This window comes from Bacteroides stercoris ATCC 43183 (genome assembly GCF_025147325.1).
Lineage (GTDB): Bacteria > Bacteroidota > Bacteroidia > Bacteroidales > Bacteroidaceae > Bacteroides > Bacteroides stercoris.
On record NZ_CP102262.1, the window covers coordinates 2,910,012 to 2,929,787 of the forward strand.

Consider the following 19,776-nt stretch of genomic DNA (forward strand, 5'->3'; position numbering starts at 1 on the left):
TTCATCAGATATTACAGGATAGCTTATTGACAATTATAGAGCTTGCGTTCCCATTACCATACAGTTCATCTTGAAACGAAAGAGGCGGCATTGCATGAATTTTTCCTGCAAGGTTGATAATATTATTTTTTTCATAGCCGGAAATGAAATTATAGTTTTTTTCTACCAGCTCTTTCCACTCCGTTTCCGTACGTATAGTAATGCAATATTTATTACCGAAATACGCCTCTTTTTGCAAACCTCCGCTATCTGTCATTACAAAGTTGCAATGCTTAATCAGCCAAATCATTTCAAAATATCCAACAGGTGCTATAAAATGTATATTACTTGCCTCGAAATCATAGTTTCTTGTCTGCAAGACTTTTTCCGTCCGTGGATGTAGCGGAACAACAACCGGACACAACGTAGAAGAAATCTTCTCTAAGGCCTCAATAATCGAACTCATCCGCTCTTCATTATCCGTGTTTTCCGCTCTATGCACGGTACAGAGTATAAATTGCTCCGGAATACTGCACTCCGGTTCAGATGCCTTATTCATATAAAAAGACATAGCATCTTTCATTACATCTCCACTTTTCAATATTTCATAATCAAGGTTCTTAAAACCTTCTTTCTCCAGATTTTCAATGGCAACATCCGTCGGGCAAAACAATACATCTGAAATACGGTCTGTAAGTATACGATTTATCTCTTCGGGCATGTCCATGTTATATGAGCGCAATCCGGCTTCTACATGGGCTACTTTTATATGATTTTTTCTTGCAGCCAATGCCCCTGCCAATGTTGAATTCGTATCACCATATACCAAAACCCAATCCGGTTTCTCTTTGAAAAGAATCGATTCTATTCCTTCTAACATTTGTCCGGTCATAGCACCGTGGGAAAGTCCGTTGATATTCAGATTATAATCAGGCAAAGGAATTTGCATCTCTTCAAAAAAAACAGTACTCATATTCTTATCAAAATGCTGCCCTGTATGAATGATACATTCTTTAATATTATCATACTTGGATATTTCTCTACTTACAACTGCCGCTTTCACAAATTGAGGCCTTGCCCCTATCACCGTTACTATTTTCATTGCATATTTATTTTTGATATTTTACTGCATTTATTATCACCAACGTAGCTACAACATAATTAGCAGCCATTCCTATACTATAAAGTAAAAGAGTCGCAATAGGAGAAAGTTCCCAATAATAGCACGCTCCAAAAGCCATACTGATAATTAAAATGCGAATTATTTTTAGACATAATACGATAGACTGCCTTTTCAGAATATTGAACAATCCCTCGCTGATAGGACTGTAAACAAATTGAGTAATTAAATAAATAGCCAGAATACGGGCAAAAACACCGGCTTGCACCCAATCCGTTCCAAAAAACAGCTCGAACAGTATGGGAGCAAAAAGAACTATCAGGATAGTAGGGATTAAGCTTATACAGAATAGTTTTTGTATAACTTTCCTTGTTAAATACAGTATTTCAATTCTTTTGGAACTTCCCATACCCGACACCTCAGCATAAAAAGCCTTACCTACCGAAGAACCCAATAAAGTAACGGGAATTGAAAGCATCGTCGTGGCCAGACCTACTTGTCCTGCCATACCTGCACCGAATTTCCATGCAAAATAGAGTAAAGGCATCTTACCGGATAACGACAACAGAAACTGAGCAGGAAGCCTGTAAACCGGATAATTGACAAACTTCCCGAGAATGATTTTCATCCTGCTCCACCTTACAAATCTATAATTGCAACAGATGTCTTTCTTAAAACTCCTGGCAAACAAAGAGAGTCCGCCAGCTTCGGAAAAAATAGAACCGATAATCAATCCTAACGAACCGAAACTTGCCATGCCCAATCCTATCTGAACAGCCGAACCGATACTCTTTTGCAGGATTTTACTTTTCGACAATAACAAAAACTCCTTTTTCCTTATGGCCCATTGGTAAAACAATTCATAAAGTCCCATGCTGAAAAAAGAGATGGGTATCAGCCACCAAAAATCGGATAACTCTTCTACCGAAAACAAGCTAAATATGTCTCTCTTAAAGAAAAACAAACTTATAATCAGCAGTATCGTACTGCATAGCAACATCAGAAAAGTGGCGTAAGATAAAGAGAAAGCCATCTTCTCATCCTTCAAGACCGGAATAAGCAAAGGATATCTCAGTGTGGAAAAAGGAATAAGGATAGCTACAAAAGATGTAAAAACAGCAAGGCTTCCCATTTCAGCAGGCAAATAGATTCTGGTTAAGACCGGTGTGATGACAAAGCCCAAAATCCTGGCAATCCCATCGCCTATTAAAAGTTTTGCCATATTTTTATATATGGCATTCTCTAAGGTTTCTTTCATTTATCGTGCAGAATCCAAATAAGATTCTTTCAATATCTCTTTATAAACGGCTAAGGTTTTCCTATTTTCAAAAGAGAAATAGGAATTATGCCATAATACGACAAACTTGCCATTGTACTTCCGAACCGTACTCTTTATACCGCTAAGTTCCGATAAGGCATCATCGGGTTTAAGCTGATTATAGTGGAACAGGGTACAGTCCATCGCCAATAAAGGTAACTCCTTTAACTGCAAATGTTTCCTTTCAAGAATATCAAAGACTGTAAACGGATAACAAACCCCGCATCTGAACCCAATCTTATCAAAATACACTAAAGACGAATCCCACTCCATTCCGCAATCATTCCAAATCCGCCATGTAAACGGAACTTCAAATTTCAGTAAGTGTTGCCTTCCTATGGTGTTTTTTCTCTTTAAAACCGTATTTAAAGCATTCAATTCTTTTTGAAAGACTATCCTATCGGAACAAGTGCCTTTATTGGGATGAAAACCCACAAAATGTCCCTTTTCCAAAATTGTATCCGCTATTTTCTGCATTCTGTCACGCTCTGCAAAAAAATACTCCGCCGAAGACATGAAAAAGAAGTATGATTTCAATCCCAAACCTTCGGAATATTCCATTAAGAACCTGAAAGTGTTGTAAGGATCATTCTCTTTATTTACAAGCGTTTTGATATAGCTTACGATATTCTCCATACCATATTTTATACCTCCTTTTTTAAGGAAATAACTCACTATTCTTTTTATATCCTTGAAAGGCGTATGCCAGCAGGAAATGACATCGACATCATGGGTTGGAATAATCTCAAATGAATGTTTTTTTCTTTTTGCCGTACTGTCAAGGTAATAAATCATGTTCCATAAGTATTCGGTATACTCGTTGACTATCGCTCTGTTCAAGAAACCGAACCGGAAAGCCAACGAATTGCTTGAACAGAACCTGCCATGCACATCGCGTTCTTTAACAACATGCTCCTCCCATCTTGTCAACATAAAGAAAGCTCCGGCAAACAAGTCACTTCCACAAATAATGCTGTCGTCACGCATCTCCAAATCGCCTGTTCCGAATAACACAGGCATTTTCTCCATACTCAGAAAAGAATTATCAGCATAAGTTATCGCAGTGGGTATATTTTTACGAGACAGATAAGATAACGGGGTTGGAAAAAGATTAAAAAAAGAATCTTTTATAATCAACTTACGCCCATTATCTAAGATAACGGTATAGTCTTTCTCATCATTCGCTACACAGATTTCATATTTTAATCCAAGAAATTCATGAAAGAGTATATTAATGATATAATACCTTTCCACAATATTATTATTCGGAACGGTTATGTACATAGTAGTATTTTTGTGTGGTTTTATCCCCACATTTTTCAACAAGAGAGAGTTGTATGATATATCTATGGAAATGTCCGGAGGTTAATTGCACGTTGACAATTATAGCATTCTCTTAAAACGCCTCTTCGTCATCTTCGATCCTTTCAGGCAATCTTTTAAGGCAGAGAACTGTTCCTCGGTCAGTCTACCCATTAATTCGACTTTGGTTTCTCCGTTCTCAATCTGTTCTTGGAAAACTGTAACGGGATAACTGTCTATATCTGCACCGTAAATGAAAGTATTCAAATTAAAAGAGAACGGAAGCTGCGTATCGGGATGTATAGCTATATTTTGCTTGGCAAGAAAAATATAAATGTTTATCTGACGGTCGGGAATTTCCATACATCCCTCCTGTAACTGCATATCGGCAGGTACATGGTCTTTAGAAGTGGGTAAGGATGCCAGTATCATCGCATTCTCCGCTTCTTTAAGCACAACGAAAAATTTATTTTTAGGACAAGCTCCGTTTTTAAATATAAAAGGAGAAAATTTCAGTAAGTTACCCTCCTTAAACATGTTCCTGAGCTTTTAGGATATTGGCAGTCTGATGAATGGCAAGGCTCTCCTTGTAATCTTCCCGCGCACAATCGGACAATTCCTCAGAGAAATCTATGGTATAATCGGAATTATTGCATAAACCTTTGTTGAAAGCAGTCAGCAATCCATGCTTTTTAGCGGCATTGAACCATAAAGAGCCCTCTTTATGCACTTCCGCCACTAACTGTTTGGCTGTTTTCTTGCCATACTTCCGGATGATTTCATCCATCATCTCCATTTCGCAGTCCGAGAACTCATCATCGCAGAAAGGCTTGATTGCCCTAATATACGTAGCATCTTTTTGTACCTCTGTTTTTACAAAATCTTTCAACAGGAAAGGGCCGTCGGACAAATCGATGAAAATATCTTTGGCAACGGGCCCGGCTTGCCATATCTCAAAAGGCAACCCCATGAAAGGTACATGATAACGTTTCACCATATATTCCTCCATTAAAAACAGCAGTTTTAGTAATTTCGTTTTACTGAGCTGTTCCGTATGATTGGCAATATAGATGACGGCATTACCCAATTTTTGTCTGCTGTCTTCTGAGAATTTACACATAAGTTTACCTTTTTCTCGTACAAAGAACGACATTTAAATTGATGACAACAAATATTTCAGTGAATATTTGCCGAACGTACCGGCTTCTTACTCAATAATCCACCTCTCGACATTCCTCGTCTCATTACTGAAATTGACCCCGATTTTAATAAGAAGCTATCTTCTTGTTTATTCGTCCGTTTTCTCCCCGCACCCGGCGCTGTTCCGGATACGGCTCACGATAAAGTCCGGTTCCTCAATCATCACGAAGCGCTTGCCGTCCGTCAGGCAGAAAACCGAGATGTTGCCGGTATGGAACTCCGGATATGACAGGTTGCCACCCTCTTTTATAACTTTTCGTTACGCGCGCGAGAAATTATTGATAAATGTAACGATTACATTTATCATTTCTAAAACACATACCCCTGTAAAAGTTGGAAATATGGCTGGCAACCTGTCAACTACGGGCGGGAGACATGCAGTCGCATATAGTCCGCTTCGAGTCGTAAGCCCAACTCTGTCAATACGTTATACAGTTCCACAGGGCGGTTTTTCAACTCTTCCCGGTAGATGCGGAACACACTGTAATACTGGCTCAGCTTTAAACTTTCGCCCTTTTTACCTTGCCATAGGTCTGGGGACTCATCGAGATTTTACGGCAAATCTCTTTGTCGTTCAGGCGTTTGCCACCTACCATAATCGTGTTCTGGAGCAGTTCCAGGTAGTCGCCAAGCTCCAAATGAACGAATTCCTGATTCAGATTTTGAGTCATCTATAAATGTTTTTTAAAGTTAATAATGTTAATATATCATCTGTCCGGTTCCCACATGCGGGAACCGCTGTTTTCCGTATCCGGCGCTTTATTCGGAACTTCACTCCGTAAAACCCTAATAACGATAATAATGAAAGAAACTTCAATCAGCCTTTTCAAAGGTTACTCGGATACACATCCGCAGGACAGCACGTTACAGGAAATCGTAAACCTTATCCGCAACGATGCACTGGTGCGCGACCGTACCGAGAAACACCGCTATTACAGTCATAACGGACAAAAGGCTGCCGCTGCATGGGAGAAAGCCGCCTGCCCGTGTTTTGCCGTTGCCGTGTGCTTCGGAGGCGGCAAGCAGGCAGAAAACATCACGGGCTGGACTTCGCTGGCGCTGGCAGACATCGACCATATCGACGCCGACCGCCTGCCGGAACTAATCGGACGTGTCCGCGCCGACAAGCATACGCTGCTGTCCTACACCACTATCAGCGGTACGGGGCTTCGCATTATCTACCGTACGGACTGCCTGACGACCACTCCGGAGAAGAACCGGAAAGTCTATTCCAAAATCTTCGAGCAGGGCAACCGCTATTATGCCGACCTGCTGGGATGCGAATGCGACCTGAAATGCAAGAATATCACGAGACTCAGCGGACTGGCACACGACCCCGACGTCTACTTCAATCCCGATGCCGCCGCCATGCCCGTCGAACTGAAAGGCGACAAGAAAGAGCAGCCCGCCAAATCCTCTATCCGTAACAGGCGGCTGGAGAAAGCCGTCGCTGCCGCTGCCGGCGAACTGGCAGAACAGGGCATCGTTTACGAAGCACACCAGCGCAACCAATACATCATGCGCATGGGGTATCTGCTCAATGCCTACGGAGTGGCGCAAGCCAGCGCTACCGGGTGGGCGGTGAAACGCTTTGCCGACTACGACGGGGATGTAGCCGCCGTTTTCCGGTCGTGCTACCAGCACACCGAGGAGCATGGGCGGCGTCCGTTGCAAGGGCGGACGCCGAATGCCGGCGGCAACGACGGATTTGCCAGTGTGGAGGACATCGAACGCTTCCTCGACACGCAGGCCCGTTTCCGGTACAATGAGGCCACCGGGAAGTGCGAGACGGCCGTTGCCGGAACAGACGGCGCCGAAGGGGAATATACCGAAATAGACGACCGTTTCGTCAACACCCTATGGAGCCGTATGAGCAAGCAGGGAAAAACCGTGCGCATCAATGACATCCGTGCAATACTGCACTCGGAATATACTGTTCTGTTCAATCCTTTTACCGACTACTTCGAAGGGCTGAAGCCCTGGGACGGTGTGACCGACCATATCGGGCGGCTTGCCGCCACGGTGCACGTAAAGAGCGAGCAGTCCGTATTCGAAGGTTACTTCAAGAAATGGCTCGTAGCCTCCATTGCCTCCCTTTTCGACCGGGAAACGGTGAACCACGAGATTTTCGTACTGATCGGACCTCAGGGCAGCTACAAGACTACCTGGCTCAACAAGCTGCTGCCCCCTGTGCTGCAACGCTATTTTTACATCAAGTCCAACAATAACCGCATTACCAAAGACGATATGTTTTCGCTGGCGGAATTCGTCTTTATCTGCATGGAGGAAATAGACGAACTGGGGGCGTCGGAGCTGAACCAGATAAAGGCGATGACCACCCAGAAGGTGGTGAACGAGCGAATGGCTTATGCGCATTATAAAGAGCACCGCGCCCACATTGCCAGCCTGTGCGGAACGACCAATAACGTGCAGTTCCTGACAGACCTCACGGGTAACCGCCGCTGGCTGCCGTTCGAAATCAGCAGCATCGACAATCCTTATACGCATCCCGTGGATTACGAGGGGGTGTACTCACAGGCGTATGCACTTTGGAAAGGCGGCATGCGCTATTGGTTTGAGGACGAGGAGATAAAGCTCGTAAACCTGCACAACCGTAATTTTGAAGTGCCCAGCATGGAGCGCGAACTGATACAGGCTTATTACCGTTGCCCCCTGCCGGGCGAAAAGGGTACGTTCGTATCTACCACCGATATACTGAGCCGCATCAACTCTGCCGTAAAGCACTACCTTAGCCCCGTAAAGATAGGGCTTGTGATGAAGCAGGCGGGCTTCGAACTGACGAGGTCGAACGGCAAGCGGGGGTATCGCGTGGTGGAGCTGCCGAGAAACTAAAGGGCTACACTACGGCGCTAAAGAGCTATACTGTGCGGCTAAAGGGCTATGTTACGATGCTAAAGTCGAGGGTAGTTTACGGTTCGCCCAACGCCTCGACTATGAGCCGTACTTGCGCCGGCGTGTATGTCCGCGTTTTGTCCGAGGCGACCAGTGCATGGAGGCTGCTCCGCAGTGTGGGGTGGAAATCTATCCACTGGTTCAGCTTGCGGAAGGCGGCTTGCGGGCAAAGTCCCGGACTGTAAAGCTGGGCAAGTTCCGTGCGCCCGTATGTACGTATCTTGAAAGTTTCCATATCTTTTGAATTCTTTGTTTTTATATAAGCCAAAGATACGTAAATATCTCCACATCACAGCCGTTATATCTGTATATAACGTACAGTAACGAACCGTAACGGACGAATAGTGATAAATGCCCTTAGGCTATGTCGTATCTTCGTATTGTTGCAACAAGGATATAGAATTTTTTAATTTGAAAACTAAAAAAACAAAAGAGTATGATTCGTTACAAAAAGTATCAAATGACCGGCGAAAAAAGCCCGTTGAAAGGACTGTGGTATGCACGTCCGCTGATTGAGGACACTTTCGATACCGAAAGGCTTGCCAAGCATATGGCCAACCACAACACGCCCTATTCGGAGGGGCTGATCAAGGGGGTGCTGACCGACATGATTTCCTGCACCAAAGAGCTCATCCTGGACGGCAAGAACGTAAAGCTGGACGACCTCGCCATTTTCTCCGTAGGCATCGTAAGCAGAAAGGGTGCCGCCTCGGCTGCCGACTTTACGCTGGCGGACAATGTGAAAGGCCTGAAGCTCCGTGCACGCGCCACGGGCGAATTGAGCAACGCCCAGATTAATTTGGAAGGCCAACTGAAAGAGGCTTACAAATACAATGTGGACGGCAGCGAACCCGGCAGTGAAAACAAACCCGGCGGCGACGGCGGCGAGGAAGAAAATCCGTTAGGATAATGCCTTGAACACTTGTTTTTACATTAAAACCAAACAACATGAGCACAAAATCAAAATCGGTATGGGGCATCGTCCTCAAAGTAATCATTACAGTAGCCACTGCATTGGCAGGTGTTTTCGGTATCACGTCTTGCATAAGCTGACCTGATGAAAGCCGGAAGTTTCCTTTACCGGCTTCTCTTTCCCCGGAACACTATATTGCGGAAAGCTTTCCAAAAATAGCGCCAGTCGGTAAGGAAAGGGCTTCTGAGATACTGCTCCAGGTAGCGGCGTTCGCTTTCCTGTATTTCATCCAACGTACCGGGCATATCCGCATAAAAAGGCGGAATAAGGCCCGGTTTCGTCCGGATGCGCAGCGCACGGAGCTCTTCGGAGTAAAGGCTGAAATAGTGGCTGCTCAGCGGACGCACACCTACCAGTTTCAAATCGCCCTTCATCCAGTTTATCAGCATGGGCAGTTCGTCCAGCCAGGTTTTCCGGAGAAACCGTCCGGCAGCGTTCACACGGTAGTCACCGGCAATCTTGCCGCCGCTGCACAGTCCCGCCTGTTTATAGATATACGGTTGCAGGTATTCCGAATAGGCATACATCGTCCTGAACTTGTACACACCGATGATTTTACCGCCTTTGCCCTTCCGCTTCAGACGGATGAGCAGTCCGCCCGAAGGCTTGTCGTCGCGTACCGGTTCTTTCACCTTCGCGGCAATGACGTAGAACTCTCCGTGTACAATCTCCTCGTGAAGCACATCAAACCCGGCACGGTACAGCCTCCCCAGAACCTCGACACGCGTAAGCGCACGGTTCTGCCCTTTCGTCAGCCCGAAATAGAAATCCCTGGTGAAAGAGAGCTTGGGGATTATCCTGTGCCAGCAATAATCCAGAAAGAAGAGGACACGGTTGATGACCACCGGATTCTGCCGCATTATCTTCTCGCGGCGGATGCCCGCTGTGGTACAGTGGCAGGCAATGAGTCCCCCTCTCTCCATGCAATAGTTGGTATAGGAGAAGAGGGTGTTGATGTGCCGCACACGGTTGAGCGGACACCGGTGGATAACGAGCCGGGGCAGACGCACTTTATGCGCAAGCACAGCTTCGGGTTCCGGCGAGTCCATGAGCATTGTTACCGGCGAAAACGCCTCACGGCTTTCCTGCATCCGGCGGAGCAGCTCCGAGGAGTTCTCCGCTTCGTGCACGAGCCTCAGCAGCAGCGTCACGTCACGGTTCTCCAATAGCTCCGTGTGTTCGATGCCTGTGTTTATCCCCACTTCCGTCACATCGTCCAGCAGAGGCTCTTCGTAGAAGAAAGGAATTTTCCGGTAAACCAGCCGTCTGACGGCACAGTACAACGCCCATTCGAGCACAATGATGATGCCGGTGGCAAGAATAATGGAATAGTCGTATTCGTAGCCGGGCACGCAATGCCGGTACAGGGTGCAGAGGAACAGCCCCGAAAGTACGTCCAGCGCGAAGATTCCCAGAAACGCATAACGTATCCTCTTGTATGCACCGAACTGCAACTTGCGCGACACTCCGCCCAGCACCACCCAGACAACCGCCGAAAGCACCAGCCAGTACCAGCGGGGCATATCGCCGAAGTAGCGTGCCAGCCAGAAGGCGGACAGGGCAATCAGCAGGTCGGACCAGAGTATCAGAAAATTCCGGCGGAATGCAGAGGACATAAACTTGTGTATTTGGTTGGAAAACGTGACTTACCTTACGAAGCCGAGTATCACGGAACAGACCGTCTCTATCTCTTCTTCCGTGATGTAAGGATGTACGGGCAGTGACAGCACCGTGTCGCAAAGCCGCTTTGCCGTGGGACAGCAATCTGTGGGGGCATTCAATGCCTTATAGGCAGTCTGCCCGTGCATAGGCGTGGGATAATAGACCATGGACGGAATGCCCTGCTCCTTGAGGCACGCCTGAAGTGCATCGCGCTCTTCCCTGCTATTGAGGCAAATGGTGTACTGCGCCCAACTCGAATAATAGCCTTCGGGCGTGACAGGAGTCTTTACCCTGCCCGCCAGCAACTTGGTGTAGAGAGCGGCAGCCTTGTTGATATCGCGCAACTCGTACTCGCGGAAAGCCTTGAACTTTATTTTCAGAATGGCGGCTTGCAAAGTGTCCAGGCGCGAGTTCATGCCGATGCGCACATTGTCGTACTTGAACATGCCCTTGCCGTGCACCCGGTAGGAATCTGCCAGTGCGGCCCATTCGTCGTTGTCGGTAAACACCGCTCCGCCATCGCCGTAACAGCCCAAAGGCTTGGCGGGGAAAAAAGAAGTGGTGGAGATGTCGCCGAAACTGCATGCACGCTTGTTGCCTATCATGCCGCCGAACCCCTGCGCACCGTCCTCGAGGATGAAAAGCCGGTGGGCATCGGCTATCTTACGGATAGCGGGATAGTTGGCGGGAAGGCCGAACAAATCGACGGTAATGATGACCTTGGGCGTCAGCCTGCCTTCCTCTATGGTACGGGCTATCTTCCGTTCCAAATCCGAGGCGTCCATATTGAACGTATCGCCATCCACATCCACAAAAACGGGCGTGGCTCCTTCCAGCGAGATGACCTCTGCCGAAGAGAAGAAAGTGAAGTCGGGCACGAATACGGCATCTCCCGCACCGATGTTCCATACTTTCAGGGCGAGGGTGAGCGCGTCCGTACCGTTGCCGCACGAAATGCAGTGTTTCACTCCTACATACTCCGCCAGCCCGGCTTCGAGCTCTTTCACGGGTCGGCCCATGATAAAGGCGCTTGCTGCCGCTACTTCCATCATGGCGGCGTCTATGTCTTGCTTCAGTACGCTGTACTGTTTCCTTAAATCTCTGAATTGCATGATATAAACCTGTTTTATCGTAAATAATTCTGGTATGAGAATCGGGGACTTGAAACCTATCAAAAATCCGCCGACGGTACGGCAAGCAGATTGCCGTTTTCCTCCTTGTACTTTCTGCCGCACGAACATGCAAGCGAAGCATCCAAGCGTGCGCCGCACTCACATACCCAGCCTATGCGGCGTGCCGGGACTCCCGCCATAAGCGCATAGTCCTGTACATCTTTTGTTACTACGGCGCCCGCGGCGATGAGCGCGCTCCTGCCCACCGTATGCCCGCAGACCACGGTGGAGTTGGCTCCCAACGAAGCACCCTCTTTAATCAGGGTTTTGGCATATACGCCGTGTACGGGGAAATGCGCCCGTGGAGTAACGACGTTGGTAAACACACAGGAAGGGCCGCAGAATACGTTGTCCTCCAGCTCCACGCCTTCGTAAACCGACACGTTGTTCTGGATGCGCACGCCGTTGCCCACCTTTACGTTATTCGCTATGTTCACGTTCTGCCCCAGCGAACAGTTCTCTCCGATAACCGCTCCCTTCTGAATATGCGAGAAATGCCATATTTTAGTTCCTTTTCCCACCGTTGCACCCTCGTCTACATAGCTGCTGGGGTGAACGAAACAGTCATTCTTGTTGTTCATTGTTTTCTATGATTTGTTGTACGGTTTCCAGTACTTTTACTACTTCATAACCTGCCTCTCCGCTGTTTATCCCGATGGTGGAGTCGAGATGCTCCACGAAATACCTCAGTTCCTCTTCCAGGGGCATCTTCTTCTCGTAAGGGATGATTTCGTCCGGAGCTTCCACTTTAACGGGAACGCCGTTCTCGAAATCTATCCGCTTGTTGTAGAAACGGATTTCCTTCCCGTCCGCGGCATCGTCGAAGGAAAGCATGCCTTTACTGCCCGCCACCACCAGCAACTGCTGCTTGTAGGGATGAAGCCAGGATACGTAGATGTGGGCATGCACGTTGCCGGGATATTCCAGTTGCACCAGCGTACTGTCGTACACCCTGTCCTGGAGAAACTTCGCTCCTTTCGCCTCTATCCTGCATGCCGAAGCGCCCGTGAGGTAGTCCAGCACCGAAATGTCGTGGGGCGCGAACGAGGGAAACACGCTTTCTTCCGTACGCACCGTACCCAGGTTCAGCCGATTGGAATAGAGGTAGAAAAGCTTGCCCAGCCTGCCGCTGTCTATCACCTCTTTTATCTTACGGTACGCCGGATGAAACAGCAGGACATGCCCCACCATCAGGCGCGCTCCCGTGCGTTGTGCCAGTTCCACCAGTTCGGCAGACTGCGCGGCGGTGAGCGTCATCGGCTTTTCCAACATAACGTTCAGCCCTTTTTCCAGCAGTTTCCTGCCTGCCGGATAGTGAAGTTCCGCAGGAAGCGCAACCGTATATCCGTCGTAACCGCAGGCAATGGCTTCGTCCATGTCCGCATATCCCTTTATTCCGGGATACTGCTCCGTATACTCTTTCAGCCTGGCGGCATCCGCCTCTACCACTGCGGCAAGGCAACCCAGCCCCGCCAATGTGCGGATGTGGTTCTTTCCCCACCTGCCGCCGCCGATAACACATATTTTTTTATCCATAAATAAGAAGAATATTTAAACTGGCTCTAAAGCACTTCAATGTTGGTTCTCACTGCAACCGCCTTCATCACGTTCTTCGTGTCGAAAACGGCATGCGCGTATCGCTGTACAAAATCGTAATCGACATTGGTGTGTGCGGTGGTCACAACCACAAGGTCGGTATTCCGCAGCAGTCCGGCGGAGAGGGCGGCTTCGCCTTTATGCGATTTGCCGTGATACCGAAACTCGGGGATGTAAGGGTCGTAGAAGGTGACCGACGCCCCTGTTTTCTCCAGCTCCTCAATGACACGCAGGGCGGGACTCTCGCGGTAATCGTCTATATCCTGCTTGTATGCCACGCCGAGCACCAGCACTCTGGAGCCGTTCAATGCCTTGCGGTGGCGGTTGAGTATCTTGCCGCAACGCTCCACGGTGTATTCGGGCATGTGGTCGTTTATCATCATGGAAGCCTCGATCATCGATGTATGGAAGCCGTACTCGCGCGCCTTCCAGGTGAGATAATAGGGGTCCAGGGGAATGCAATGCCCGCCCAGCCCCGGTCCGGGATAGAATGCGGTGAAGCCGAAAGGCTTGGTCTTGGCTGCCTCTATCACTTCCCAAAGGTCGATGCCCATGCGGTTGCACAGGATGGCCAGCTCGTTAATCAGCCCAATGTTGATGTTGCGGTAGGTGTTCTCCAAAATCTTGGTCATCTCCGCCACGGCAGGCGAAGAAACGACGTGCACCTTATCGCCCAGCACAGCTCCGTACATGGCGGCAATCACGTCCTGGGCGTCTTTGCCTACGGCGCCCACCACTTTCGGTGTGTTCTTGGTTTTGTAAACCGCGTTGCCGGGATCTACCCGTTCGGGCGAAAAGCCCAGATAGAAATCCTTGCCGCACTTCAAGCCCGACCCGCTCTCAAGAATTGGTTTTATAAGCTCTTCGGTAGTGCCGGGATAGGTTGTGGACTCCAGCACCACGATGGTGCCTGCGGTCAGATGCCCGGCTATTGATTTCGCCGAACTCTCCACATAGCTGATGTCCGGTTCCTGGTGCACATCCAAAGGCGTAGGCACACAGATGGCTACAAAGTCCACATCTTTTATAAAGGAAAAATCGGAAGTAGCGCTGAGCGTACCGTTCCGTACCAACTGCGCCAGCTCCGCATCGACCACATCGCCGATATAGTTGTGTCCGGCATTCACCTGTTTCACTTTTTCTTCCTGCACGTCGAAGCCGATAGTCCTGAAACCTGCCTTGGCTTTCTCTACGGCAAGGGGCAGGCCCACATAGCCCAATCCCACGACGCCTACCGTGATTTTTCTTTCCGCAATGCGGGAAAGGAGTTTTTCTTTCATTATTGTCTGTTTTTTAGATTAAAATACATGCAACCGGCTTATACGGCCCGAATGGCAGGCGGCTATTCCGTCACTTCGCAATACCAGCGGGAAATGCGCATCATCACTCCTACACCGGCAAGCGTCTTTATGAGATAGTAGCCGCCGCGGGCACGATGCAGCTTACCCGTTATCCCGGCAAAGGGCCCGTGAATGATACGGACGTTCTTACCGGGTTTCGCTTCGGCCTCTTCGTGCGTTATATATAAGGTGTCTTTAAAATCGGGGTCGCATAATATGCGGAACTCGGTCATCTGCTTGTCGGGTATCTCACAGGGATGCTTTGTTTCTTTGTCGCAAAGCACGCTGAAAGGAACATTGCACTCCTTAAGCATCGCAAGCGTTGCCTTGCGGCTCTCGTTTTTCTGTAAAAAGACCAGATTGTGAACTACCGGGACAAGCATTTTCCTTGTTTTCCCTTCTTTTTCCTTTTCAACATAGGTCATCGGAACAAAATGCACTTTCTTTCTCTCTTTTAAAAAATCACTGATTTTTAACTCCTGGCAGTTGAATGTGCGGACAGCATACCAGGGATTTTTTGTTGTTTGCTTGATTTGATCATCAAAATCGTCCATATCGGGCTTGATTATCTGTTAAAATCCACATGATGGAAAAATGTAAGTCCGATACGAAAAAACTGTATTGCAACGGAAAGGATATGCAACGTTATCAGGCCGCGGAACACGCGAACCTTACAAGTCCGGCGAATACGCTATGATGACATGAATAGAAATATAAAACCGTAAACAATACATGAAATAAAGAAGAAAATCAAGGAAAAATCGGGGCACAGCCACTGCCATCCGCAACCGGGAAAGCTCCCGCTACGGGCAGAACCATGCAAAAATATGTATCGGACTTAGGCTAAAAAAAGATAGACAACCCCTTCTCCCCGCCTTGTGGATATACGGCAGGAAAATGCGGTTATCAATAAGGATATAGCCTTTTTATACCACCTCTGTACAAGAGGTACAATAATTTTCAATATATTGAGAATCAACAGTTGCCGCATGTATCCCTTTCGGAAAAGGCTTGGAACAGATATTTCTGCCTTGAAAAAAAGGCGATTCTTTTTTGCTTATTTTATTTAATCTGCATATCTTCGCGGCTGTTATAGTGCTCTATTCCGATTTCTGTGAGTTCTCACTCTTGTACAGAGGTGACCTCTTGTACAGAGGAACGCTTCCTCAACACCTCATCCAAAAGCTTCTTATTGGCAGAATTCTGCTTTCCGTTCCCGATATCCTCCACATAAATCCGGGTAGTCTTTACATCGGTATGTCCGAGCGCCTGCGCTATGACAGACATGTCCACCGAAGACATGAAAGCCAGCGTAGCCCAGGTGTGGCGCGCCACGTACGAAGAGAGCGGCTTGTCTACCCCCGCCAGCTTTCCCAGAGTTTTCAGCGTCTTGTTATAATAGGAGAACTTGCGTTTGTACTCCCTGTACGCCGTATCTTCGTCCTGCGAAGTAAGAAAAGGAAACACATAGTCGCTGCCGTCCGACCGGTAACGGTTGATTATCTCCTGCATGCAAGGCTCCAGCTTGATTTGCACCACCTGGTCGGTCTTGCGCCGGTGATACACAAGCATGCCGCCCTTTATCTGCGATTTCTTCAGGAAAGCCACATCCACAAAAGGCATGCCGCAGGCATAGAAGCAGAACAGGAACACATCGCGCACCAGTTGCATAAACGAACCGGGCTTCACCTGCACGGCACGCAGCTTGTTGATGTCCGCCTTCTCTATCGAACGTTTCCGGGTGCGGGAAATGCCCGTAAACACATTGCCGAAAGGTTCTTTCTGCTCCGTAAGCCCCTGCTCCACCGCCTTGTTGTAGACAGCACGCAAAGAGCGCATGTAGCAAGACAAGGTGTCCTTGCATATCCCCTTTCTCCGGAGCCATTCCCCGTAAGCGTCTACCAGCCTGCTATCCACCTCGGCAAAGGAGATGTCCTTTTTGCCATGAAACGCAAGGAGCGAACGGAGCGCAGTGGCATAATTGTCCGCCGTACTGTGGCGGTGCATGAGACGGGTGCGCGCAATCTCCCCGCGGGCAAATCCGGAGAAACTGCCGGTAGCGGCGGGAGACTCTTCCTTTTTCCTTTTCCGGCACGGAGAGCCGCCGTCGCGCCGGATACTTATCTTGAATACAATACAGATTTTAAACATGACTTTTCATTTTAACGAGAATTAAACACAAACCGCCAAGTCCGTACAGCGCAAAATCCGTGCAGGCTTGCCAACGGCGAAAGTAATGGAAAAAGAATAAAAGTTCCCGGAGATTTTCATAACCCATATTTTTTTTGCAACTTTACACTCTCGAAAAGTAAAACGAATATCAACGATATGGAAAACAGAAGTTTAGTCACTATCGCCGAACACAGCAAAGAGAAAATTCTCTATATGCTCAATATGGCGAAAGAGTTCGAGGCAAAACCCAACAGGCATCTGCTCGACGGTAAAGTTGTCGCCACCCTATTTTTCGAGCCGTCCACCCGCACCCGCTTAAGCTTTGAAACCGCCGCCAACCGGCTCGGTGCACGTGTCATCGGCTTTAGCGACCCCAAAGCTACCAGCTCGTCCAAAGGCGAGACACTGAAAGATACCATCAAGATGGTAAGCAACTATGCCGACATCATCGTGATGCGCCACTATCTAGAAGGAGCTGCACGCTATGCCAGCGAAGTAACCACAGTGCCCATCGTCAATGCCGGAGACGGAGCCAACCAGCATCCCTCGCAAACGATGCTCGACCTCTACTCCATCTACAAGACGCAAGGTACGCTGGAGAACCTGAACATCTACCTGGTAGGCGATTTGAAATACGGCCGCACCGTACACTCCCTGCTGATGGCCATGCGACACTTCAACCCCACCTTTCATTTCATCGCTCCCGAAGAACTGAAAATGCCGGAAGAGTACAAGATTTACTGCCGCGAACATGACATCAGATTTGTGGAGCACACCGACTTTACGGAAGAGATAATAGCCGATGCGGACATCCTTTACATGACCCGTGTGCAACGCGAACGCTTCACCGACCTCATGGAGTACGAACGCGTGAAGAATATCTATATCCTGCGCAACAAAATGCTGGAACATACCCGCCCCAACCTGCGCATCCTGCATCCGCTGCCCCGTGTCAACGAGATAGCCCTCGATGTGGACGACAACCCGAAGGCATATTATTTCCAGCAAGCGCAAAACGGACTTTATGCACGTGAAGCCATTCTGTGCGATGTGCTTGGCATTACGCTGGACGACGTTAAGTAAAGTATAAGGAAGTATATTACTGGTTTTATTTAGGAGACATGAAAAAACAAGAATTGCAGGTGGCCGCATTGGAAAACGGCACTGTCATCGACCATATACCCTCTGAGAAGCTGTTTACAGTAGTATCATTGCTGGGACTGGAGCAGATGAACAACAACATTACTATCGGTTTCAACCTCAAAAGCAAGAAGCTGGGAACAAAGGGTATCATCAAAATAGCGGATAAGTTCTTCTGCGACGATGAGATAAACCGCATTGCCGTAGTTGCCCCCAACGTAAAGCTGAACATCATCCGCGACTACGAAGTGGTGGAGAAACGTGAAGTGAAACTGCCCGACGAATTGCGCGGCATCGTAAAATGCGCCAATCCCAAGTGCATCACCAACAACGAACCGATGCCTACCCTGTTTCATGTGGTGGACAAGGAGAACTGCGTAATCAAATGCCACTATTGCGAGAAAGAACAGACAAGAGAGGACATAGAGATAATCTGATGAAAGAAGACTGGAAACCGGGAACCATGATTTATCCGCTGCCCGCCGTACTGGTGAGCTGCGGAAGCACCCCGGAAGAATATAACATACTGACCGTTGCATGGACGGGAACCATTTGTACAAACCCGCCCATGTGCTACATTTCCGTGCGGCCAGAACGTCACTCCTACGACATCATCAAGCGCAACATGGAGTTTGTCATTAACCTGACAACCAAGGATATGGCGCGCGCCACCGACTGGTGCGGCGTACGTTCGGGCAAGAACTACAACAAATTCGAGGAGATGAAGCTGACACCTGGCAAAAGTACCGTTGTCAGCGCCCCGCTCATCGAGGAATCTCCCTTGTGCATCGAGTGCAGGGTAAAGGAAATCGTTGCCCTCGGCTCGCACGACATGTTCATTGCCGATGTGGTGAATGTACGCGCCGACACCTCCCACCTGAATACGGAAACCGGAAAACTGGAGCTGGCAGAATCCAACCTGCTGGTTTACGTGCATGGCGGCTATTACGGACTGGGAGAGAAAATCGGGAAATTCGGCTGGTCGGTAGAGAAGAAAAAGTAATAAATAAAAATTGATTATGGGAAGAAGATGGTTGCTTTTCGGGGTTTGTTTGCTGGCCTTCTCCACAGCCATGTGGGGACAACTGCCGGTTGTGCCCGGAACGGATAAACCGGAACACCCCCAGCACACCCACCGCCACGACCGGCGGGTGAACTTCGGTATCAAGGGCGGATTTACCTCTTCGCTCTTCCTCGTATCGGATTTGGTGCTGAACGGAACGGTCATCGACGAGGTGCAGAATAACTATAAGATAGGTTATTTCGGCTCGTTCTTCATGCGGATAAACTTCAAACGCCACTTCCTGCAACCGGAACTGTCGTACACGATAAACCGCTGCAACATTACCTTCGAGAAGCCGCTGCCCGAAGACGCGCCCGAAAGCAGCATACCCGAAATGGCCTCTATCACCTCGTCTATCCACAGCTTTGAGATTCCCGTAATCTACGGATACAACATCATTAAGGAAGGGCCTTACAGCCTTGCCGTATTCGGCGGACCGAAAATACGCTACATCTGGGACAGGCAGAGCAAGGTCACTTTCGAGAATTTCGACCAGCGGGACATCGAGGAGGAACTCTATCCGCTGAACGTCAGCCTCACCGCCGGCGTTGCTGTAACGATTTCCCGCATCTTCTTCGATTTCCGCTACGACATCGGACTGCACAATATTTCAAAGCGTATCAGCTACAAGCCGGTCTATGATGAAAATGCCGGTGAGGAAGTACCTCTTGCCAACCAGATACGTTTCCACAGGCGGGAGAATGTCCTGAGTTTTTCACTTGGCGTGTTCTTTTGACAGGAAATTTCTTACTTTTCTTACAGTTTATTCATTTATTTCTTCTAAATTTGTACGTTGTACGCTTAATAAGAGAATACAGTATTATCA

General features: G+C 48.3%; 21 protein-coding genes. 7 read left to right on the forward strand and 14 right to left on the reverse strand.

What is annotated here, in order from left to right:
- Window positions 1-4: 4 nt before the first annotated feature.
- The 6 genes from wecB to NQ565_RS12045 all read right to left on the reverse strand — a co-directional run bounded on the left by wecB (window position 5) and on the right by NQ565_RS12045 (window position 5,590).
- On the reverse strand, window positions 5-1,081 hold the full coding sequence (gene wecB / locus NQ565_RS12020; protein ID WP_005653978.1) for a non-hydrolyzing UDP-N-acetylglucosamine 2-epimerase: 1,077 nt from the start codon (window positions 1,079-1,081) through the stop codon (window positions 5-7).
- A gap of 7 nt (window positions 1,082-1,088) precedes the next feature.
- Window positions 1,089-2,321, reverse strand: coding sequence for a lipopolysaccharide biosynthesis protein (locus tag NQ565_RS12025; RefSeq protein WP_175456006.1), 1,233 nt, complete (start codon window positions 2,319-2,321; stop codon window positions 1,089-1,091).
- Between the two features lie 36 nt (window positions 2,322-2,357).
- Window positions 2,358-3,671: a polysaccharide deacetylase family protein gene (locus tag NQ565_RS12030; RefSeq protein WP_139168191.1), complete on the reverse strand. Its 1,314-nt coding sequence runs from the start codon at window positions 3,669-3,671 to the stop codon at window positions 2,358-2,360.
- Window positions 3,672-3,800: 129 nt separating this feature from the next.
- The gene (locus NQ565_RS12035; protein ID WP_231292980.1) at window positions 3,801-4,175 is read right to left on the reverse strand and encodes a hypothetical protein; all 375 of its coding nucleotides are present in this window, start codon (window positions 4,173-4,175) and stop codon (window positions 3,801-3,803) included.
- A gap of 73 nt (window positions 4,176-4,248) precedes the next feature.
- Window positions 4,249-4,839 (reverse strand): Panacea domain-containing protein, encoded by a 591-nt coding sequence (locus NQ565_RS12040; protein ID WP_040315615.1) that lies wholly within the window; start codon window positions 4,837-4,839, stop codon window positions 4,249-4,251.
- Window positions 4,840-5,419: 580 nt separating this feature from the next.
- The gene (locus NQ565_RS12045; RefSeq protein WP_005653970.1) at window positions 5,420-5,590 is read right to left on the reverse strand and encodes a hypothetical protein; all 171 of its coding nucleotides are present in this window, start codon (window positions 5,588-5,590) and stop codon (window positions 5,420-5,422) included.
- A 130-nt stretch (window positions 5,591-5,720) separates the two neighbouring features.
- Between NQ565_RS12045 and NQ565_RS12050 the strand changes: the two genes are divergently transcribed.
- The gene (locus tag NQ565_RS12050) at window positions 5,721-7,772 is read left to right on the forward strand and encodes a BT4734/BF3469 family protein (protein WP_050759554.1); all 2,052 of its coding nucleotides are present in this window, start codon (window positions 5,721-5,723) and stop codon (window positions 7,770-7,772) included.
- Between the two features lie 76 nt (window positions 7,773-7,848).
- Here the strand turns inward: NQ565_RS12050 and NQ565_RS12055 are convergent, their stop codons facing one another.
- On the reverse strand, window positions 7,849-8,067 hold the full coding sequence (locus tag NQ565_RS12055) for a DUF4248 domain-containing protein (RefSeq protein WP_005653965.1): 219 nt from the start codon (window positions 8,065-8,067) through the stop codon (window positions 7,849-7,851).
- A gap of 201 nt (window positions 8,068-8,268) precedes the next feature.
- Between NQ565_RS12055 and NQ565_RS12060 the strand changes: the two genes are divergently transcribed.
- Together NQ565_RS12060 and NQ565_RS12065 are read left to right on the forward strand one after the other, a co-directional pair.
- Window positions 8,269-8,742, forward strand: a complete 474-nt coding sequence (locus NQ565_RS12060) for an HU family DNA-binding protein (protein WP_005653963.1) — start codon at window positions 8,269-8,271, stop codon at window positions 8,740-8,742.
- Between the two features lie 38 nt (window positions 8,743-8,780).
- Window positions 8,781-8,885, forward strand: a complete 105-nt coding sequence (locus NQ565_RS12065; protein WP_016662709.1) for a smalltalk protein — start codon at window positions 8,781-8,783, stop codon at window positions 8,883-8,885.
- A 24-nt stretch (window positions 8,886-8,909) separates the two neighbouring features.
- Here the strand turns inward: NQ565_RS12065 and NQ565_RS12070 are convergent, their stop codons facing one another.
- The 7 genes from NQ565_RS12070 to NQ565_RS12100 all read right to left on the reverse strand — a co-directional run bounded on the left by NQ565_RS12070 (window position 8,910) and on the right by NQ565_RS12100 (window position 16,726).
- Window positions 8,910-10,421 (reverse strand): sugar transferase, encoded by a 1,512-nt coding sequence (locus tag NQ565_RS12070; RefSeq protein ID WP_005653962.1) that lies wholly within the window; start codon window positions 10,419-10,421, stop codon window positions 8,910-8,912.
- A gap of 30 nt (window positions 10,422-10,451) precedes the next feature.
- Window positions 10,452-11,579 carry a DegT/DnrJ/EryC1/StrS family aminotransferase gene (locus NQ565_RS12075; protein ID WP_040315613.1) on the reverse strand — a complete coding sequence of 376 codons (1,128 nt, stop codon included), beginning with the start codon at window positions 11,577-11,579 and terminating at the stop codon, window positions 10,452-10,454.
- A gap of 59 nt (window positions 11,580-11,638) precedes the next feature.
- A complete protein-coding gene (locus NQ565_RS12080; protein WP_005653959.1) occupies window positions 11,639-12,220 on the reverse strand; it encodes an acyltransferase in 582 nt (193 codons plus the stop codon).
- Window positions 12,204-13,175 (reverse strand): Gfo/Idh/MocA family protein, encoded by a 972-nt coding sequence (locus NQ565_RS12085; protein WP_005653957.1) that lies wholly within the window; start codon window positions 13,173-13,175, stop codon window positions 12,204-12,206. The genes NQ565_RS12080 and NQ565_RS12085 overlap by 17 nt, the downstream gene beginning before the upstream one ends.
- Window positions 13,176-13,201: 26 nt before the next feature.
- On the reverse strand, window positions 13,202-14,515 hold the full coding sequence (locus NQ565_RS12090; protein WP_005653956.1) for a nucleotide sugar dehydrogenase: 1,314 nt from the start codon (window positions 14,513-14,515) through the stop codon (window positions 13,202-13,204).
- A 62-nt stretch (window positions 14,516-14,577) separates the two neighbouring features.
- Window positions 14,578-15,129, reverse strand: a complete 552-nt coding sequence (locus NQ565_RS12095; RefSeq protein WP_005653954.1) for a UpxY family transcription antiterminator — start codon at window positions 15,127-15,129, stop codon at window positions 14,578-14,580.
- A 568-nt stretch (window positions 15,130-15,697) separates the two neighbouring features.
- The gene (locus NQ565_RS12100) at window positions 15,698-16,726 is read right to left on the reverse strand and encodes a site-specific integrase (protein ID WP_005653949.1); all 1,029 of its coding nucleotides are present in this window, start codon (window positions 16,724-16,726) and stop codon (window positions 15,698-15,700) included.
- A 177-nt stretch (window positions 16,727-16,903) separates the two neighbouring features.
- On the opposite strand from NQ565_RS12100, the gene pyrB reads away from it, so the two are divergent.
- Genes pyrB through NQ565_RS12120 form a run of 4 tightly spaced genes read left to right on the forward strand, consistent with a single transcriptional unit; the run spans window position 16,904 to window position 19,686 of the window.
- The gene (pyrB, locus tag NQ565_RS12105) at window positions 16,904-17,830 is read left to right on the forward strand and encodes an aspartate carbamoyltransferase (protein ID WP_005653945.1); all 927 of its coding nucleotides are present in this window, start codon (window positions 16,904-16,906) and stop codon (window positions 17,828-17,830) included.
- Between the two features lie 38 nt (window positions 17,831-17,868).
- The gene (pyrI, locus tag NQ565_RS12110) at window positions 17,869-18,324 is read left to right on the forward strand and encodes an aspartate carbamoyltransferase regulatory subunit (RefSeq protein ID WP_005653943.1); all 456 of its coding nucleotides are present in this window, start codon (window positions 17,869-17,871) and stop codon (window positions 18,322-18,324) included.
- Window positions 18,324-18,890, forward strand: a complete 567-nt coding sequence (locus NQ565_RS12115; RefSeq protein WP_005653942.1) for a flavin reductase family protein — start codon at window positions 18,324-18,326, stop codon at window positions 18,888-18,890. The genes pyrI and NQ565_RS12115 overlap by 1 nt, the downstream gene beginning before the upstream one ends.
- A gap of 16 nt (window positions 18,891-18,906) precedes the next feature.
- Window positions 18,907-19,686, forward strand: coding sequence for a porin family protein (locus NQ565_RS12120; protein WP_005653940.1), 780 nt, complete (start codon window positions 18,907-18,909; stop codon window positions 19,684-19,686).
- Window positions 19,687-19,776: the final 90 nt, after the last annotated feature.